14 protein-coding genes are annotated in these 14,092 nt (G+C 71.2%); 6 read left to right on the forward strand and 8 right to left on the reverse strand.

Annotated features, from left to right (window positions below; all coding sequences use genetic code 11):
* Nucleotides 1–38: 38 nt before the first annotated feature.
* Together ACTB72_RS01760 and ACTB72_RS01765 are read right to left on the reverse strand one after the other, a co-directional pair.
* Nucleotides 39–632 (reverse strand): RNA polymerase sigma factor, encoded by a 594-nt coding sequence (locus ACTB72_RS01760; RefSeq protein WP_463035257.1) that lies wholly within the window; start codon nt 630–632, stop codon nt 39–41.
* A gap of 155 nt (nt 633–787) precedes the next feature.
* Nucleotides 788–1,612: a hypothetical protein gene (locus ACTB72_RS01765; protein ID WP_463035258.1), complete on the reverse strand. Its 825-nt coding sequence runs from the start codon at nt 1,610–1,612 to the stop codon at nt 788–790.
* Between the two features lie 286 nt (nt 1,613–1,898).
* Between ACTB72_RS01765 and ACTB72_RS01770 the strand changes: the two genes are divergently transcribed.
* From ACTB72_RS01770 to rpmG, 3 genes are all read left to right on the forward strand, one after another.
* Entirely contained in the window at nt 1,899–2,459 is a 561-nt protein-coding gene (locus ACTB72_RS01770; protein ID WP_463035259.1) for a DUF983 domain-containing protein, read from the forward strand.
* 210 nt (nt 2,460–2,669) lie between these two features.
* Nucleotides 2,670–3,425, forward strand: coding sequence for an NUDIX hydrolase (locus tag ACTB72_RS01775; RefSeq protein WP_463035260.1), 756 nt, complete (start codon nt 2,670–2,672; stop codon nt 3,423–3,425).
* 137 nt (nt 3,426–3,562) lie between these two features.
* Nucleotides 3,563–3,730 (forward strand): 50S ribosomal protein L33, encoded by a 168-nt coding sequence (rpmG, locus tag ACTB72_RS01780; protein WP_092683826.1) that lies wholly within the window; start codon nt 3,563–3,565, stop codon nt 3,728–3,730.
* Nucleotides 3,731–4,057: 327 nt separating this feature from the next.
* On the opposite strand, the gene ACTB72_RS01785 is transcribed toward rpmG, so the two are convergent.
* The 3 genes from ACTB72_RS01785 to ACTB72_RS01795 all read right to left on the reverse strand — a co-directional run bounded on the left by ACTB72_RS01785 (nt 4,058) and on the right by ACTB72_RS01795 (nt 8,200).
* Nucleotides 4,058–4,780 carry a Bax inhibitor-1/YccA family protein gene (locus tag ACTB72_RS01785; RefSeq protein ID WP_463035261.1) on the reverse strand — a complete coding sequence of 241 codons (723 nt, stop codon included), beginning with the start codon at nt 4,778–4,780 and terminating at the stop codon, nt 4,058–4,060.
* A 136-nt stretch (nt 4,781–4,916) separates the two neighbouring features.
* On the reverse strand, nt 4,917–7,481 hold the full coding sequence (locus ACTB72_RS01790) for an ABC transporter permease (RefSeq protein ID WP_463035262.1): 2,565 nt from the start codon (nt 7,479–7,481) through the stop codon (nt 4,917–4,919).
* On the reverse strand, nt 7,478–8,200 hold the full coding sequence (locus tag ACTB72_RS01795; RefSeq protein WP_463035263.1) for an ABC transporter ATP-binding protein: 723 nt from the start codon (nt 8,198–8,200) through the stop codon (nt 7,478–7,480). Before ACTB72_RS01795 ends, ACTB72_RS01790 begins: the two co-directional genes overlap by 4 nt.
* 115 nt (nt 8,201–8,315) lie before the next feature.
* Here ACTB72_RS01795 and ACTB72_RS01800 point away from each other — a divergent pair, with 115 nt between their 5' ends.
* Nucleotides 8,316–8,987 carry an arylesterase gene (locus ACTB72_RS01800; RefSeq protein ID WP_463035264.1) on the forward strand — a complete coding sequence of 224 codons (672 nt, stop codon included), beginning with the start codon at nt 8,316–8,318 and terminating at the stop codon, nt 8,985–8,987.
* A gap of 4 nt (nt 8,988–8,991) precedes the next feature.
* Nucleotides 8,992–9,579 (forward strand): RNA 2',3'-cyclic phosphodiesterase, encoded by a 588-nt coding sequence (gene thpR / locus ACTB72_RS01805; RefSeq protein WP_463035265.1) that lies wholly within the window; start codon nt 8,992–8,994, stop codon nt 9,577–9,579.
* A gap of 540 nt (nt 9,580–10,119) precedes the next feature.
* Here thpR and ACTB72_RS01810 read toward each other — a convergent pair.
* Entirely contained in the window at nt 10,120–10,293 is a 174-nt protein-coding gene (locus ACTB72_RS01810; protein WP_463035266.1) for a DUF1127 domain-containing protein, read from the reverse strand.
* A gap of 171 nt (nt 10,294–10,464) precedes the next feature.
* Here ACTB72_RS01810 and ACTB72_RS01815 point away from each other — a divergent pair, with 171 nt between their 5' ends.
* Complete coding sequence (locus ACTB72_RS01815) at nt 10,465–11,343, forward strand: LysR family transcriptional regulator (protein ID WP_463035267.1); 879 nt, start codon at nt 10,465–10,467, stop codon at nt 11,341–11,343.
* Nucleotides 11,344–11,361: 18 nt separating this feature from the next.
* Here the strand turns inward: ACTB72_RS01815 and ACTB72_RS01820 are convergent, their stop codons facing one another.
* Together ACTB72_RS01820 and ACTB72_RS01825 are read right to left on the reverse strand one after the other, a co-directional pair.
* Nucleotides 11,362–12,321, reverse strand: coding sequence for an NADPH:quinone oxidoreductase family protein (locus ACTB72_RS01820; protein WP_463035268.1), 960 nt, complete (start codon nt 12,319–12,321; stop codon nt 11,362–11,364).
* Nucleotides 12,322–12,437: 116 nt separating this feature from the next.
* On the reverse strand, nt 12,438–13,940 hold the full coding sequence (locus ACTB72_RS01825; RefSeq protein ID WP_463035269.1) for an Ig-like domain-containing protein: 1,503 nt from the start codon (nt 13,938–13,940) through the stop codon (nt 12,438–12,440).
* Nucleotides 13,941–14,092: the final 152 nt, after the last annotated feature.

A 14,092-nucleotide genomic window follows, 5' to 3' on the forward strand; every position in this document is an offset into this window, starting at 1 on the left:
GCGGTCCGGACCGCGCCTCGCCCAATCCTGGTTCCGGGTCATGTCCCCGGCTCCCGCCCGGCGCCGACCGGGTCGAGGCCATGCGACAGGCCCAGCGCGTCTCGCCGCGCCTCCAGCCGCGTGGCCAGCGTGCGTCGGGCGCGGGCCAGCAGGCTCTCCACCGCCTCGACGCTCAATTCCATCCGCGCCGCGATCTCCGGATTCGAGAGGTCCGAGAAATGGCGCAGGGTCAACGCCACCCGCTGCCGGTCGGGCAGCGCCGCGATCTCGATCCGCAGGGCCGCGGCCCGGTCTTCGCCGGCCAGCTTAGCCTCCGCCCCCGGTGCGCCGTCGGGACGTTCCGGCGGCTCTTCGGACGACCAGCGGCGGCGGCGGCGCAGACGGTCGATGGAGAGGTTCGCCACCACCCGGTGCAGCCAGGTCCCCACCTGCGCCTCGCCCGGCCGCCAGACCGGCGCCTGACGCCACAGGCGCAGCATCGCGTCCTGGGCCACGTCCTCCGCCTCCGCCGCGTCGGACAGCATCGCCCGCGCCACCGCCACGGCCCGAGGCGCGTGGCGGGAGATCAGGGCCGAGGCCGCGGCGGCGTCGCCGGCGGCGAATCGCGCCATCAGGTCGTCGTCGTCATTCATGCGAGTCCCGTCGGGGGGGCCCGGAGGCGAGGCGGTTCGGTCGGCGGGCCGGCAGGCGGGGCGAGCGACGTCCAAAGCCATGTCGGATCCTCTCGGCGCGAGGCGCGGCCCGGCCGGGCGGCCCCGAAGGACCGCCCGGCCGCACCTCGCCACGTTCAGGGCTTCGCGTCCAGCTTCGGGGCGTGGGCCGGGGCTGGGCCGTGACGGAAGCCCGGGCCGCGCATGGCCTTCGCCTCCTCCAGGCTCACCGCGCCGTCGTCATCGGCGTCGAGCCGGGCGAACATCTCGCCCATCCGCTCCATCATCGGCGAGGCTTCGAATTCCGCGCGCGTCACCACGCCGTCGTCGTCCTGGTCGAGCATCCCGAAGAAGCGGTCGCCCCGCTCGCCGCGCGGGCGGTCGGGCCGGTCGCCCATGACGCTCGCGAGACCCATGCCCAGCTCCGGCTCGTCCACCCGCCCGTCGCCATCGGCGTCGAGCGCGGCGAAGTCCGGCGGCGTCATGTCCGGGCGTCGCGCCTTCATCCGCTCGCCCAGCGCCGCGTATTCGGCCGGGCTCAGCGCCCCGTCCTCGTCGGCGTCGGCGCGGCCCATCAGGCGCGCGGCCATGCGGCCGTGATCGGGGCCGCCGTCGTGGGCGTCGCGGTCGGGACCGTGACCCCAGCCCTTGCCGTCACGGGCGCCGTCAGGCCCCTTGCCGCCATGCGCCTCGCGCATCGCCTTCGCCGCCGCGTCGAACTCGGCGCGGGTCACCTTGCCGTCCTTGTCCGCGTCGGCGTCGTCGAAGCGCGACAGCATCCCGGCGCGCACCTCCTCGAGCGTCACGCCGCCGGAGCCGTCGGCGTCCATCTTCTCGAACATCCGGGCCTGGTCCGGCCCGGCCCCGTGAGCCGCGACCGGCGCGGCGGCGGAGGCGACGAGCCCGGCGCCCAGCGCGACCCCGGCGAGCAGCCGGGCGAGAGCGCGATCATTGATCTTCATGCGTCGGATCCTTTCCTGCATGGACGCGGCCCGCTTTCTTCGAGGCATTCGCCTCCGGGGACGATCCGGTCCCGGCCTCTTGCCGGTCTGCGACCGTCCCAAGCCGCGCGTCTTCCCCTGTTCAACGCCTCCGGTCCGGGTATCCGTCGCGGGCCACGCAGTTTTTCCGCGGAGTCGCGCATGACGTCGCGCCCATTCTTGCTGCACTCGCGAAGAAGAGGCGACACGCTGACGCAAGACGACGCGCGCACTGGAATGGGCGCGGGCCGTCGATACTTTCGCGATCATGACCCGCCCCGTCCGCATCATGCCCGAAACCACAGGGCTCGCCCCGACCCGCGCGGTCGCCGCCCCCGCGCTGGGGGCCGTAGCCATGAGCGCGTCGTCAGGTCCGAAGGGGACGGACGCCCCCGAAGCCGGCTCCCGCGTCGAGCCGACCCAGGGCGCCCACGCGCCTGCCGCCGGCTCGGAGGCGGAGCCGCGCGATGTCGGTCGTTCGGTGCGCCGCGGCTGGCGGCGGACCTGCCCTGCCTGCGGCGGCGGCCCGCTCTATGACGGCTATCTGTCCGTGCGCGAAACCTGCCCCGCCTGCGCCGAGCGGCTGGACCTGCACAACGCCGACGACCTGCCGACCTGGATGACCATCATCGTGGTCGGCCATATCGTGGCGCCGCTGATGCTGACGGTCTGGGACGTGTGGGATCCGCCGATCTGGGTGCACTGGACCCTGTGGCCGCCGATGGCGCTGCTGCTGTCGCTGTGGCTGCTGCCGCGCTTCAAGGGCATGATCGTCGGCCTGCAATGGGCCAAGCGCATGGCCCGCTTCGGGCGGCCCCGCAAGGGCTGAGCCCGCCGCGCCCTGGGGCGCGCTCCGCGCTTCCTTTTCCCTGCGCCCCCAGGCACGCCCCGCGCGCCCGTTTCCCCTCGCCCCAAGGCGCCCCCCGCGCGCCGTTTTTCCCTTCGCCCCGGGGGCGCCGCGCGCGACCTTCCCCCGCGTATGTCCGTCTGGACAGGGTTCGTCCCGGCGGGCAGAGTGAGTTTCGATAAGGAGCCCAGAATGTCCCCGACCCAGGAAACGCCTCAGGCGGCCGCCGCCTCCTCCGACAAACCAGCCCGCCCCGCCTCCGCCGTGCCCCGCGACGCCGCCACCGTGGTCATCGCCCGGCGCGACGGCGACCATCCGCGCGTGCTGATGGGCCAGCGCGGCAAGGGCGCGAGCTTCATGCCCGACAAGTTCGTGTTTCCCGGCGGCGCCCTCGACCCCGAGGACCATGACGCCCCCGAGGGCGCGCCGCTGCGCGCCGCCTGCCTCGCACGGCTGGAGAAGAAGAGCGCCGCCGGCCTCGGCCCGGCGCTCGCCCGCGCCGCGGTGCGCGAGACCTTCGAGGAGACCGGGCTGATCCTCGGGACCCCCGACGCCCGCGCCGCCGAGTTCATCGACGCGCATACCGACAGCTGGCGGGAGTTCTTCGAGACCGGACACATGCCGGCCTGCGACAGCCTCACCTTCATCTTCCGCGCCATCACGCCGCCCTACCGGCCCAAGCGCTTCGACGCGCGGTTCTTCCTCGCCGACGCCACTGCGCTCGCCGGCGATCTGGAGGACCTGAGCCGCGCGTCGGGCGAGCTCAGCCACCTGACCTGGCTGACCCTGCGCGAGGCCCGCGACCTCGACCTGCCGCTGATCACCGAGGTGGTGCTGGCCGAGGTCGAGGAGATCCTCAGCATCACCCCGGCGGGGCAGATCCCCGCCGACCGTCCCGCGCCCTTCTTCCACCACGAGAAGGACCGGTCGTTCTACGACGCGCTCTGAGCGCGTTCCGCCGCGGGCTGCGGCGGGCGGGGAGGCGGCGCGGGTCGATCCGCGCTTGACTCCTCGCCCCCCGCTTGAGAAAAGCCCGCTCCTAATGAATTCGTCGCGGGCGCCCTAGCGCCTACGGGAGCGTTGAGATGGCCAAGCCGACCACCGTGAAGATCCGCCTGAACTCGACCGCGGGCACCGGGCACTTCTATGTGACCAAGAAGAACAGCCGTACCATGACCGACAAGATGTCGGTTCGGAAGTACGACCCGGTCGTGCGCAAGCATGTCGAGTACAAGGAAGGCAAGATCAAGTGATCGCCGCCCCCTCGGGGGCGTGATCGACTGATCCCTTTCGAAAGCCCGCCGATCGATGGACCGGCGGGCTTTCGCGTGTCCGGATGCTGGGAGGGGTGCGGCGTGTGCGCATCGCAGCAGGCGGGTCGCCATCGCCGGACGCAGCTCCCCTGTGCGCCGGGCGCCGCGGCGCCGGCGGCGCGAGGTCAAGCCGCCCGCGGCCCCTGCCCCCTGTCCCGGCAACCCTGCCCCTCGCCCTTGCGCGTCCTTCGGAGACGCGCCGCGCACGAAAAAGGGGCCGGAGCTTGCGCTCCGGCCCCGGTTGGTTCCGCGCCCCGGAAGGTTGGATCAGTTCCGGTTGCCCATGAACTGCAGCAGGAACATGAACATGTTCAGGAAGTCCATGTAGAGCCGCAGCGCGCCCATGATGGCGCCCTTGCCCATGTAGGCCTCCCCCTCGGCGCCCATCTGGGCCATCCCGAGATATTCGTTCTTGATCGACTGCGTATCGTATGCGGTGAGGCCCGCGAAGATCAGCACGCCCAGCGCCGAGATGGCGAACTGCAGCGCCGACGAGGCGATGAAGATGTTCACGATCGACGCCACGATCAGGCCGATAACGCCCATCACGAGGAACGAGCCCATGGCCGACAGGTCGCGCTTGGTGGTGTAGCCGTAGAGGCTGAGGCCGCCGAAGGCGATCGCGGTCGCGAAGAAGGTCTGCGCGATCGACACGCCGGTGAACACCGCGAAGATGTAGCTGATCGAGGCGCCCATCAGCGCCGCGAACACCCAGAACACCAGCTGGGCGGTGGCGGTGCTCATCTTGTGGATCATGGCCGAGAAGCCGAAGACCACCGCGAGCGGGGCGAACATCACCACCCATTTCAGCGGCGAGCCGAAGATCGCCTGCAGAAGGGCCGGGGAGTTGCCGATGAAGAACGCGACGGCGCCGGTGATGACCATGGCGACCGCCATCAGCCCGTAGACGCGGTTCATGTATCCGCGCAGGCCCTCGTCGATCGCCGCCGATTGCGTTCCGGACCGGCGAATGGCGTCATACTGCTGCATGTGTCAAACCCTGTTCGTTCGTTGTTCCAAGCCGTCCGGCGCGCGTCGGTGCGACCCACGCCGGTTTGGTCCATCATATCGGAAAGCGCGGCCATGAGTTCAAGGTTTTTGACCTAGGGTCCCGGTCACGTCCTGCTTACTCGCGCGCGCGCAACACCTGGGCCGGCCGCACGCCCAGCGGACGGGCCGCGAAGACCAGGCCGGCGACCAGGCTCAGAGCGGCGCCGCCGGCGACGATGACCACCGCCGACACCGGCTCGAACACGTAGTCCGCGTCCATCACCAGCACCATCACCGCCCAGCCCGCGACCCCGCCCGCGACGATGGCCACCGCCCCCGCCGCGGCGCCCAGCAGCGCCGCGCGCAGCGCGAAACTGACCAGGATAGTGCGGCGCGAGGCGCCCAGAGTCTTGAGCACCGCGGCCTCGTAGACCCGGCGCCGCTCTCCGGCCGCCGCCGCCCCGATCAGCACCACGATCCCGGTCAGCAGCGTCGCCGAAGCCCCCCAGCGCGTCGCCGAGGCGAGCTCGCGCAACCCGCTCGCCACCTGGTCGATGGCCTCGCGCACGCCGATGGCGGTGATATTGGGGTAGGCGCCGGCCACGTCGCGCAGCAGACCGCCCTCGGAGCCCTCCTCGGCGTAGACCGTGGCGATATGGGTGTGCGGGGCCCCGGCGAGCGCGCCGGGGCTCATCACCATCAGAAAATTGATCCCCATGTCCCGGAAATTCACCACCCGGAAATTGGCGATCCGCGCGGTGATCTCGCGGCCCAGCACCGACACCGTCACCGTGTCGCCGATCTCGAGCCCGAGCCCCTTGCCGTGCTCGTCGGAGAAGGAGACCAGCGTTTCGCCGGCATAGTCCTCGGACCACCATTCGCCCTCGGTCAGCACCGTGCCGCGGGGCGGGGTCGCCGAATAGGTCACGCCGCGGTCGCCGCGCAGGATCCAGCGATAGTCCTCGGGCACCACAGCCTCCGCCGCGGGAACCCCGTTCAGGCGGGTGAGAATGCCGCGCAGCATCGGGGCGGTCTCGACCTCGGTCACGCCATCGTGCGCGCGCGAGGCTTCGAGGAAGCCGGGCAGCTGGTCGGTCTGCACGTCGACGAAGAAGAAGGCGGGGGCTTTCTCGGGCAATTCGTCGGTGATGACATGGCGCAGGTTCCAGTCGATCTGGCCGACGGAGGCGAGCACCGCCAGCCCCAGCCCCAGCGACAGCACCACGCCCGCCGTCTCGCCGCCCGGACCGCCGATGGCGCCGAGCGCCAGGCGAAGCGAGGGGCGCCCTCGCACGAATCGCGACCGCGCCGCGGGCCGCGCCAGCCGCGCCACGCCCATCGCCGCCAGCCACAGCACCACCAGCGCCCCGGCGACGCCGCCCGCGAAACCCAAAGCCACCTGCCAGATGCCCGAGAAGGCCGCCGCCGCGCCGACCAGCACCGCCGTCAGCCCGCCGATCAGCACGAGATAGGAGGGCCGCGGCCAGCCGCCGCCGCCCTCGCCAGATTCGCGGTAGAGCGCCGCCGCCCGGACCTCCCGCGCCCGCGCCAGCGGCCACAGCGCGAAGATCAGGGCGGCGAGCATCCCGTAGATCCCCGCCTCCCACAAAGGCCCGGCATAGACGTCGAAAAGCGCCGGCACCGGCAGGAGATCGCCCAGCAAAGGGCCCAGCGCCGCGGGGATCGCCGCGCCGATCCCCAATCCGATGGCCACGCCCAGCGCGGCGAGCGCCCCGATCTGGATCAGGTAGACCGCGAAGATCACCCGCCCCGACGCGCCCAGCGTCTTCAGCGTGGCGATGGTCGCGGTCTTGCGGTCCATGTAGCTGCGCACCGCCGCCGACACCCCGACGCCGCCCATGGCGAGCGCGGCGAGGCCGACCAGCACCAGGAACGCCCCGATCCGGTCCACGAAGCTGGAGACGCCGGGCGCGCCGTTGCGCCGGTCCTTCCAGCGCAGGCCGGATTCGGGGAAACGGGCGGCGGCCTCCGCCGACAGCGCGTCGAGATCCGCCTCAGCCGGCAGGCGCAGGCGGTATTCGCTGGAGAAAAGCGTGCCGGGGGCGAGCAGGCCGGACTGTTCCAGCGCCTCGATCCGCAGCAACGTGCGGGGGCCGAAGCCGAAGCCGCCGGCGGCCGCGTCCGGCTCCACCTCCAGCGCCGCGCGCAATTCGTAGTCGCCGCGGCCGAGCTTCACCCGGTCGCCGACCCTCAACGCCAGCCGGTCGATCAGCGCCGGGGCCATGACCACGCCCCAGACCCCGTCGCGTTCGCCCAGCGCGTCGCCCAGCGAGATCCCGCCGGAGAATTCGGCGGCCCCGTAAAGCGGCCAGGCCCCGTCCACGGCCTTCACCTGGGTCAGCGCCCGGTCCGCGCCGCCCTCGCGCGGGACCACGGCCATGGATCTGAAGTCGACCGTCTCCGACACCCGCTCGGCGACGCCCTCCATCCAGGCGCGCTCTTCCGGCTCGGCGAAGCGGTAGGTGAATTCCATCTCGGCGTCGCCGCCGAGAATGACCTGCCCCTGCTGGGCGAGCCCCTGCGAGATCGCCATGCGCACCGAACCGACCGCGGCGATGGCCGCGACGCCGAGCGCAAGACAAGCGAGAAACACGCCGAAGCCTTTCAACCCGCCGCGCAGCTCGCGGCGGGCGATGCGGAAGGCGACGGGCAGGATGGCGGGCGAGGCGCTCCGGTTCATTCCGCCGCCTCGGAAGCGGGGGCGGGCTCGCCCTCCAGAAGCCCGTCCGCGACGCGGATCACCCGGTCGCAGCGCGCCGCGAGCTCGGGCGCATGAGTGACCATCACCAATGTCGCGCCATGGCGGTCGCGCAGGCCGAACAGCAGCTCCATGATCGCCTCGCCGTTGACCCCGTCGAGGTTGCCGGTGGGCTCGTCGGCCAGCAGGATCTCGGGCCGCGGCGCGGCGGCGCGGGCGAGCGCCACGCGCTGCTGCTCCCCGCCCGAAAGCTGGCCGGGGTAATGGTCGAGCCGCGGGCCCAGGCCCACCGCGCGCAGCTCGTCCGCGGCGCGGTCGAAGGCGTCGTCCCGGCCCGCCAGTTCCAAGGGCGTCGCCACGTTCTCCAGCGCGGTCATCGTCGGAATCAGGTGGAAGGACTGGAACACCACCCCCATATGATCTCTGCGAAACTGGGCGAGCGCGTCCTCGTCCATCGCGGTCAGGTCCTGGCCCAGCGCCCGGACCACCCCGCCGGTGGCCTGCTCAAGCCCGCCCATCAGCATGAGGAGCGACGACTTGCCCGAGCCCGAGGGTCCGACCACCCCCACCGTCTCGCCGCGCGCGACCGTCAGCGTGACGCCGCGCAGGATCTCCACCCGCCCGGCGCGCGAGCCCAGCGTCAGCCGCGCGTCCTCCAGCGCGAAGGCGGGGGCGGTGTCGGCGGCTTGGGATCGCGTCATGCGGCGAGGTCTCCGGCTTGGGGCTGATCGCGGCCGCGCGGGTGAGAGCGCGCGCGCCTCCGGGGCATATGGGGCCGCGGCGCGCGGGCTCAAGGCGCTGGCCGGCGCGGCGCTGGTGGCTTTCACGCTGCATCCGACGCTTTCGGTCGCCCAGTCGGCGCAAGGGGCCGCGCCTCGGCCCGAGGCGCAATCCGGCCCGGTCACCCTTCTGGCGCTGGGCGACAGCCTGACCCACGGCTACGGCCTGCCCGAGGCGGAGGGCTTCGTGCCCCGCCTGCAGGCCTGGCTGCGCGAGCGCGGCCATGACGTGACCGTGATCAACGCCGGAGTTTCGGGCGACACCACGCAGGGCGGCCGGGCGCGTCTCGACTGGTCGCTGAGCCCGGAGGTCGATGCGGTGATCGTGGAGCTCGGCGGCAACGACCTGCTGCGCGGCATCGACCCCGCGACCAGCCGCGCCAATCTCGACGCCATCCTGACCGAGCTCTCCGCCCGCGGCCTGCCCGCCCTGATCGCGGGCCTCCCCGCGCCGCTGAATTACGGGGAGGACTGGAAGACCGAGTTCGACGCCATCTTCCCGGAGCTGGCGGAGGCGCATGGCGCGATCCTCTACCCGAATTTCCTGGCCGGAATCGGCGGGCTGAAGGACCGGGAGGCCGCCCGCGCGGTGATGCAGGAAGACGGCATCCACCCCAACGCCGCCGGGGTGGATCTGGTGGTGGAGGGCATCGGCCCGGCGGTGGAGGCGCTGATCGCGCAGGTCCGCGCGGCGGCGTCCGCCGACTGAGCCGATGATCCGCGCCTTCATCGCCCTCCGCCTGCCCGAGGCGCTGGAAGACCGGCTCGACGACCTCGCCTGGGATGTGGGGGAGGGGCGCCCCTCGGACCCTCTGACCTTCCACCTGACGCTCGCCTTCCTGGGCGAGCAGCGGGCGGAGGCGCTGGAGGACGTGGCGCTGGAGCTGGAGCGGCTGGACGCGCCCTCGCCCCCGGTGGAGCTGCGGGGATTGGGCGTGTTCGGGGGCGCGCGGCCGCGTTCGGCCCATGCGCTGGTCACGCCATCGCCCGGCCTGTCGGCGTTGCGCGATGCGGTGCGCCGCGCCTGCCGGCGGGGCGGGGTGGAGCTGCCGCACGCCCGGTTCACGCCGCATGTCACGCTGGTCCGCTTCCCGCCCAGCCTGCCGGCGGGCGAGGGTCTGGCGCGCTGGCTCGCACGCCACGCCGCCTTCGCGGCCGAGCCGTTCCATCCGCCCGAGGCGCTGCTGCTCCGCTCCGATCTCGGGCCGGAGGGGCCGACGCATACCGAGCTGATGGCGATTCCGCTGTCCCGGGGCCCCGGCGAGGACCCGCGCACGGTTTCGGCTGATTTTGGAAGCTGATTCGGATGAACTTCGGCCGGACCGCGTGGATTTGCGTGGAGAGCGACGTGGATCCCGCGCAGCGGGTCATCCTCGACGGGACGCATCCGCCCGCATCGCCGATTCGAGCCGTGAGGCAAGACCGCCGCCGCTTCGGTCAGCCCCGGCCCAGTCTCAGTCCCGGCCCAGTCTCAGTCCCGGCCCAGTCCCGGCGCGATACCCGCTACAGCCTGTGGGATGCGCGGGCAAGACCGCCGCGCATCGCCGTTCTCACATGCCTCAGCGCGCGTAGCGCCAGGCGAATTCGCGCCGCAGCCGCGCTTCTTCAAGCGTCAGCCGGACGTTCCAGCGCCCGATGCGCTGCGCCTTCAATGCCCTGCGCCAGGCGCTCATGCGACCGTTCATCATCCGCGCTCCTGTTCGGCACGACATCCCCGCGCGCACTAAACGGGCTTTGGGTTACCGAAATAATAAGGGCGCGTGAATTTCTCACGCGCCCGGTCTGCTATACTTGCAGGGATACCCGGTCAAGCCGTTGCGGCAGAGCCACAGCGCCGTGACTCAACGCAGGGTGGTGGACGTCTCCCAGAACGGCCGGTCGGCTTCGAACGACGCGGCGCCATGGTCGAGACCGATGTCGCGCAGCTGTTCGGGGGACATGCGGGCCAGGGCACGACGCTGCTTGGCGGTCTGGCTCCAGCGCGCCACGCGGGCGAGCAGGGTTCCGAAAGACACACCGCGGAGGGCGGTTGCCGAAACGGTCGGAGCAACAGTGTGAGTCATATTCGCCTCCATTCAGCTATCGTGATCCCGGAAAGTTCCGCATCACCGATGTTGATGCATATGCAGGAGCATGCTACGTTCTGCAAACGAATGGTTTTGACGCTGCGCATCACGGAGCTTGATATGACGCGGAACCTCGATCTCACCGCCCTGCGCAGCTTCGCGATGGTCGCGGAGGCCGGCGGCGTGACCCGTGCCGCGGCCCGTCTGCACCTCACCCAGTCCGCCGTATCCATGCAGTTGAAACGGCTTGAGGAGAACATCGGCCAGCCGCTGCTCGACCGCTCCGGCCGGGCCCCGCAGCTGACCTCGCAGGGCGAGCTTCTGCTCAGCTACGCCAAGCGCATGCTGACGCTCAACGACGAGGCCTGGGGCCGGCTCACGTCGCAGGCGTTCGAGGGTCAGCTGACGCTCGGCGTGCCCGCAGACATCGTGTTCCCGCATATCCCGCAGGTGCTCAAGCGCTTCGCCATGGCTTATCCGAGGGTCAAGGTGACCCTGGTCTCATCCTACACCCGTCGCCTGCACGCGCTGCGCGACCGGGGCGAGGCCGATCTGATCCTGACCACCGAGGCCACCCCCCGCACGGGGGGCGAGACGCTGGAACGCGCCCGCCTGGTCTGGGTCGGCGCCCATGGCGGCCACGCCTGGAAGGCGCGCCCCCTGCGGCTGGCGTTCGAGAACAACTGCATCTTCCGCGCCTCGGTGCAGGAGGCGCTGGACCAGGCCGGGATGGACTGGGAGATGGCGGTGGAATCGGAGACGACGCGGACCATCGAGGCCTCGGTCTCCGCCGACCTCGCGGTGCATGCGGCGATCGAGTCCGCCGTGGTCGACCGGCTGGAGGTGGTGCGCCACCACGGCGCCCTGCCCGACCTGCCCGTCTACCACATCAACATGTATCACGCCGACGGGCCGGAGAATCGCCTGACCCGCGAGCTGGCGCAGTTCGTGCGCGATTCCTACGCCTGCGAGCAGGAGGCGCTGATCGCCGCCCAATAGGGCCCCGGCGAGGCGTGGTCACCCCCAGGGCGTGACCACCACCTTGCCGGTCGCCTCGCGCGATTTCAGCAGCCGCAGCGCCTCGTTCGCGCCCTCCAGCGGCAGGATGTTGGAGATATGGGGCTTCAGCCGCCCCTCCGCGTACCAGGCCATCAGCTGGGCGAGGCTCGCCCGCAGAACCTCCTGCCGGAACGTGCGGTAGACCCCGATATAGAGCCCCAGCACGTCGATGTTCTTGACCATCACGATGTTGGCCGGGATCTGCGGGATGTCGCCGGAGGCGAAGCCGATGGGGATCATCCGCGCCTCCGGCCGGCAGGCCCGCATCGCCGCCTTCCACTGGTCGCCCCCCACCGGATCATAGACCACGTCGACGCCGCCAAGCGCGAGGCAGCGTTCCCGGATGTCCTCGGCCTCCGAATCGATCAGGTGGTCGGCCCCCATCCGCCGCGCGATCTCCAGCCGCTCGGGCCCCCGCGCGCAGGCGATGACCTCCGCCCCCATGATCTTGCCGATCTCCACCGCGGTCAGCCCGACCCCGCCGGCGGCGCCGAGCACCAGCAGACGCTCGCCCGGCCGCATCCGCGCCTTGTGGTCGAGCGCGAGATGCGAGGTGGCGTAGGCGATCTGGAACGCCGCCGCCGCCTCGGACGGCATCGCGTCGGGGACCAGGGTGCACAGGTCGGCGGGGGCGAGGCAGTATTCCGCGAACCCGCCCCCCGACATCGCCGCGACCCGGGCGCCGGGCGCGAGGCGCACCCCCTCGCCCACCGCGTCGACCAGCCCGCAGACCTCCCCGCCCGGGGAGAAGGGCAGCGGCGATTTCTCCTGATACTTGCCCTGCACCCGCAGCGTGTCGGCGAAATTCACCCCGCAGGCGAGGACCTTGAGCCGGACCTGGCCGGGGCCGGGCTCAGGCGCCGGGATCTCGTCGAGCACCAGGTCCGTGCCGAGTTCGTGCAGGCGCATGGCGCGCATCGGGCGGTCTCCTCCGGTCGCGGGTCGCGTGGCGCCCGGTCGGCGCCGGACGGGCGTTTCGCGCGCAGAGTGCACCGCCCGGCCCGCCCCGGAAAGGGGGCGGGCCGCAGTTCGGGTCAGGCGATGAAGTCGATCTCCACGGTCGCGGAGCTCGTGTGTTTGACTTCCCATTCGGTCTGGTAGCCCAGCGAATAGTGCATTTCCAAATGGTCGCCGGCCTGGATGGCGCTCCCCCCGTACGAGGCCTCGATCTCGAAGTCGCCATTAGGTTGAAGTATGATCCTGCCGCCATCGTCGAGGCCCAGGCGCGTCGTCGAGTCCCGGCCCCACATCGAGTAGCCATCGTCAGGGCCCGGACTGAAGATGAAGAACTGCAGCTCATCGCCGGGATTGGGGTCGTAGTCGGGGCCGAAGCCGTTGTCCGCGAAGAAGTTGCCGGTCATGGCCCCGCTCAGCGAGAACACGAAACGGTCGTCGACCGCCACCGGAGGATAGTCGGTCTCGTCCACCACCCCCCCGTCCACGCCGCGCACGGTGAAGGTGATCTCCGCGGGCGCCGAGGGGCGGGTTCCGTCGGTCAGCGTGTAGCTGACGGTAACGTCTCGGCTCTCGCCTTCGGCCAGATCATCGAAATCGCCGTCGGGATTGAACCAGAAATGACCGTCCTCCAGCATCCTGAGACGGCCGCCGCCGTCGAGATCGATGCTCACGCCCACATTGGCCTTCACGCCGTTCACCGAAAGAACCGAGACGTCCTCCCCTTCCGGGTCGTAGCCGTATTTCCCGAACCCCAGGACCGTGGTGTAGAGCGTCCTGTCCTCGTCGGTCGCGAAGTCGAAATCCGGGGCCACGGGAGGCGAATCCACACCCTCCACCCGCACGGTGACGGTGGAGACGCGGGTGAAATCTCCGTCGGTGGCGCGATAGGTGAAGGACGTGTCGCGGAATTCGCCGGGCTTGAGATCGTCGAAATCTTCGCCGGCGACGAACCAGAACCGTCCGTCGGCCATCAGCCGCACCTTGCCCCCGCCGGGCAGCTCGGCAAGCTCGCCCGCCGCGGTGGTCGAGCCGAGGAACTTGGTCACGGTCAGCTTGTCGCCGTCCGGATCGAGATCGCGGCCATGGCCGTTGTCGGCGAAGACGTTGCCCGAGGTGACCGCCCGCTCGTGGCTGTAGATGGTGTCCTCGCGCAGCACGGGCGCGTCGTCCCGGCCGGCGATGGTCATGGTCACCGTCGCGGTGTCGGTCTGGCCGGCGGCGTCGGCGATGGTGTAGTCGAAGCTGACCTGGACGCTTTCGCCGGCGCGCAGATAGTCGAAATCATCGGCGGTGTCGAACCAGAAGCGCCCGTCGGACATGACCCGCACCCGGCCTGCGGCCAGGTCGAACCCAAGGCCGACATAGCTCGCCTGCCCTTCGACCGCCGCCACCCGCAGCGCCTCGCCCTCGGGGTCGGAATCGATCCCGAAGCCGTGATCGGCGAAGACGCTGCCGCTGTAAAGCGCGTCCTCGTGGATGGCGATGGCGTCGTCGCGCGCGTCGGGCGGCGCGTCGGCCACAGCGAAGAGGCTCGACTGCGGCCCGAAGGCCAGCGGCTTGACGTCGGCGACGATGGTCATGGCATGATCCCCGCGCGGGCCGGCGTCGCGAATAGTCGCCGGGACTGCGCTCACCCGTGTTGAAATTTAGCGACTCACCCCCCCAAGGCGTCGCGATTCGATCTTAACAGGTCGTCGACCCTCCGGATACGCGACCGGCCTCGATCCCTCCG

The sequence above is a fragment of the Albimonas sp. genome (assembly GCF_055129145.1).

Coding starts and splice junctions, on each gene's coding strand:
- ACTB72_RS01760 (WP_463035257.1), bottom strand. CDS start 632: ATGAATGACGACGACGACCTGATGGCGCGATTCGCCGCCGGCGACGCC.
- ACTB72_RS01765 (WP_463035258.1), bottom strand. CDS start 1,612: ATGAAGATCAATGATCGCGCTCTCGCCCGGCTGCTCGCCGGGGTCGCG.
- ACTB72_RS01770 (WP_463035259.1), top strand. CDS start 1,899: ATGACCCGCCCCGTCCGCATCATGCCCGAAACCACAGGGCTCGCCCCG.
- ACTB72_RS01775 (WP_463035260.1), top strand. CDS start 2,670: ATGTCCCCGACCCAGGAAACGCCTCAGGCGGCCGCCGCCTCCTCCGAC.
- rpmG (WP_092683826.1), top strand. CDS start 3,563: ATGGCCAAGCCGACCACCGTGAAGATCCGCCTGAACTCGACCGCGGGC.
- ACTB72_RS01785 (WP_463035261.1), bottom strand. CDS start 4,780: ATGCAGCAGTATGACGCCATTCGCCGGTCCGGAACGCAATCGGCGGCG.
- ACTB72_RS01790 (WP_463035262.1), bottom strand. CDS start 7,481: ATGAACCGGAGCGCCTCGCCCGCCATCCTGCCCGTCGCCTTCCGCATC.
- ACTB72_RS01795 (WP_463035263.1), bottom strand. CDS start 8,200: ATGACGCGATCCCAAGCCGCCGACACCGCCCCCGCCTTCGCGCTGGAG.
- thpR (WP_463035265.1), top strand. CDS start 8,992: ATGATCCGCGCCTTCATCGCCCTCCGCCTGCCCGAGGCGCTGGAAGAC.
- ACTB72_RS01815 (WP_463035267.1), top strand. CDS start 10,465: ATGACGCGGAACCTCGATCTCACCGCCCTGCGCAGCTTCGCGATGGTC.
- ACTB72_RS01820 (WP_463035268.1), bottom strand. CDS start 12,321: ATGCGCGCCATGCGCCTGCACGAACTCGGCACGGACCTGGTGCTCGAC.
- ACTB72_RS01825 (WP_463035269.1), bottom strand. CDS start 13,940: ATGACCATCGTCGCCGACGTCAAGCCGCTGGCCTTCGGGCCGCAGTCG.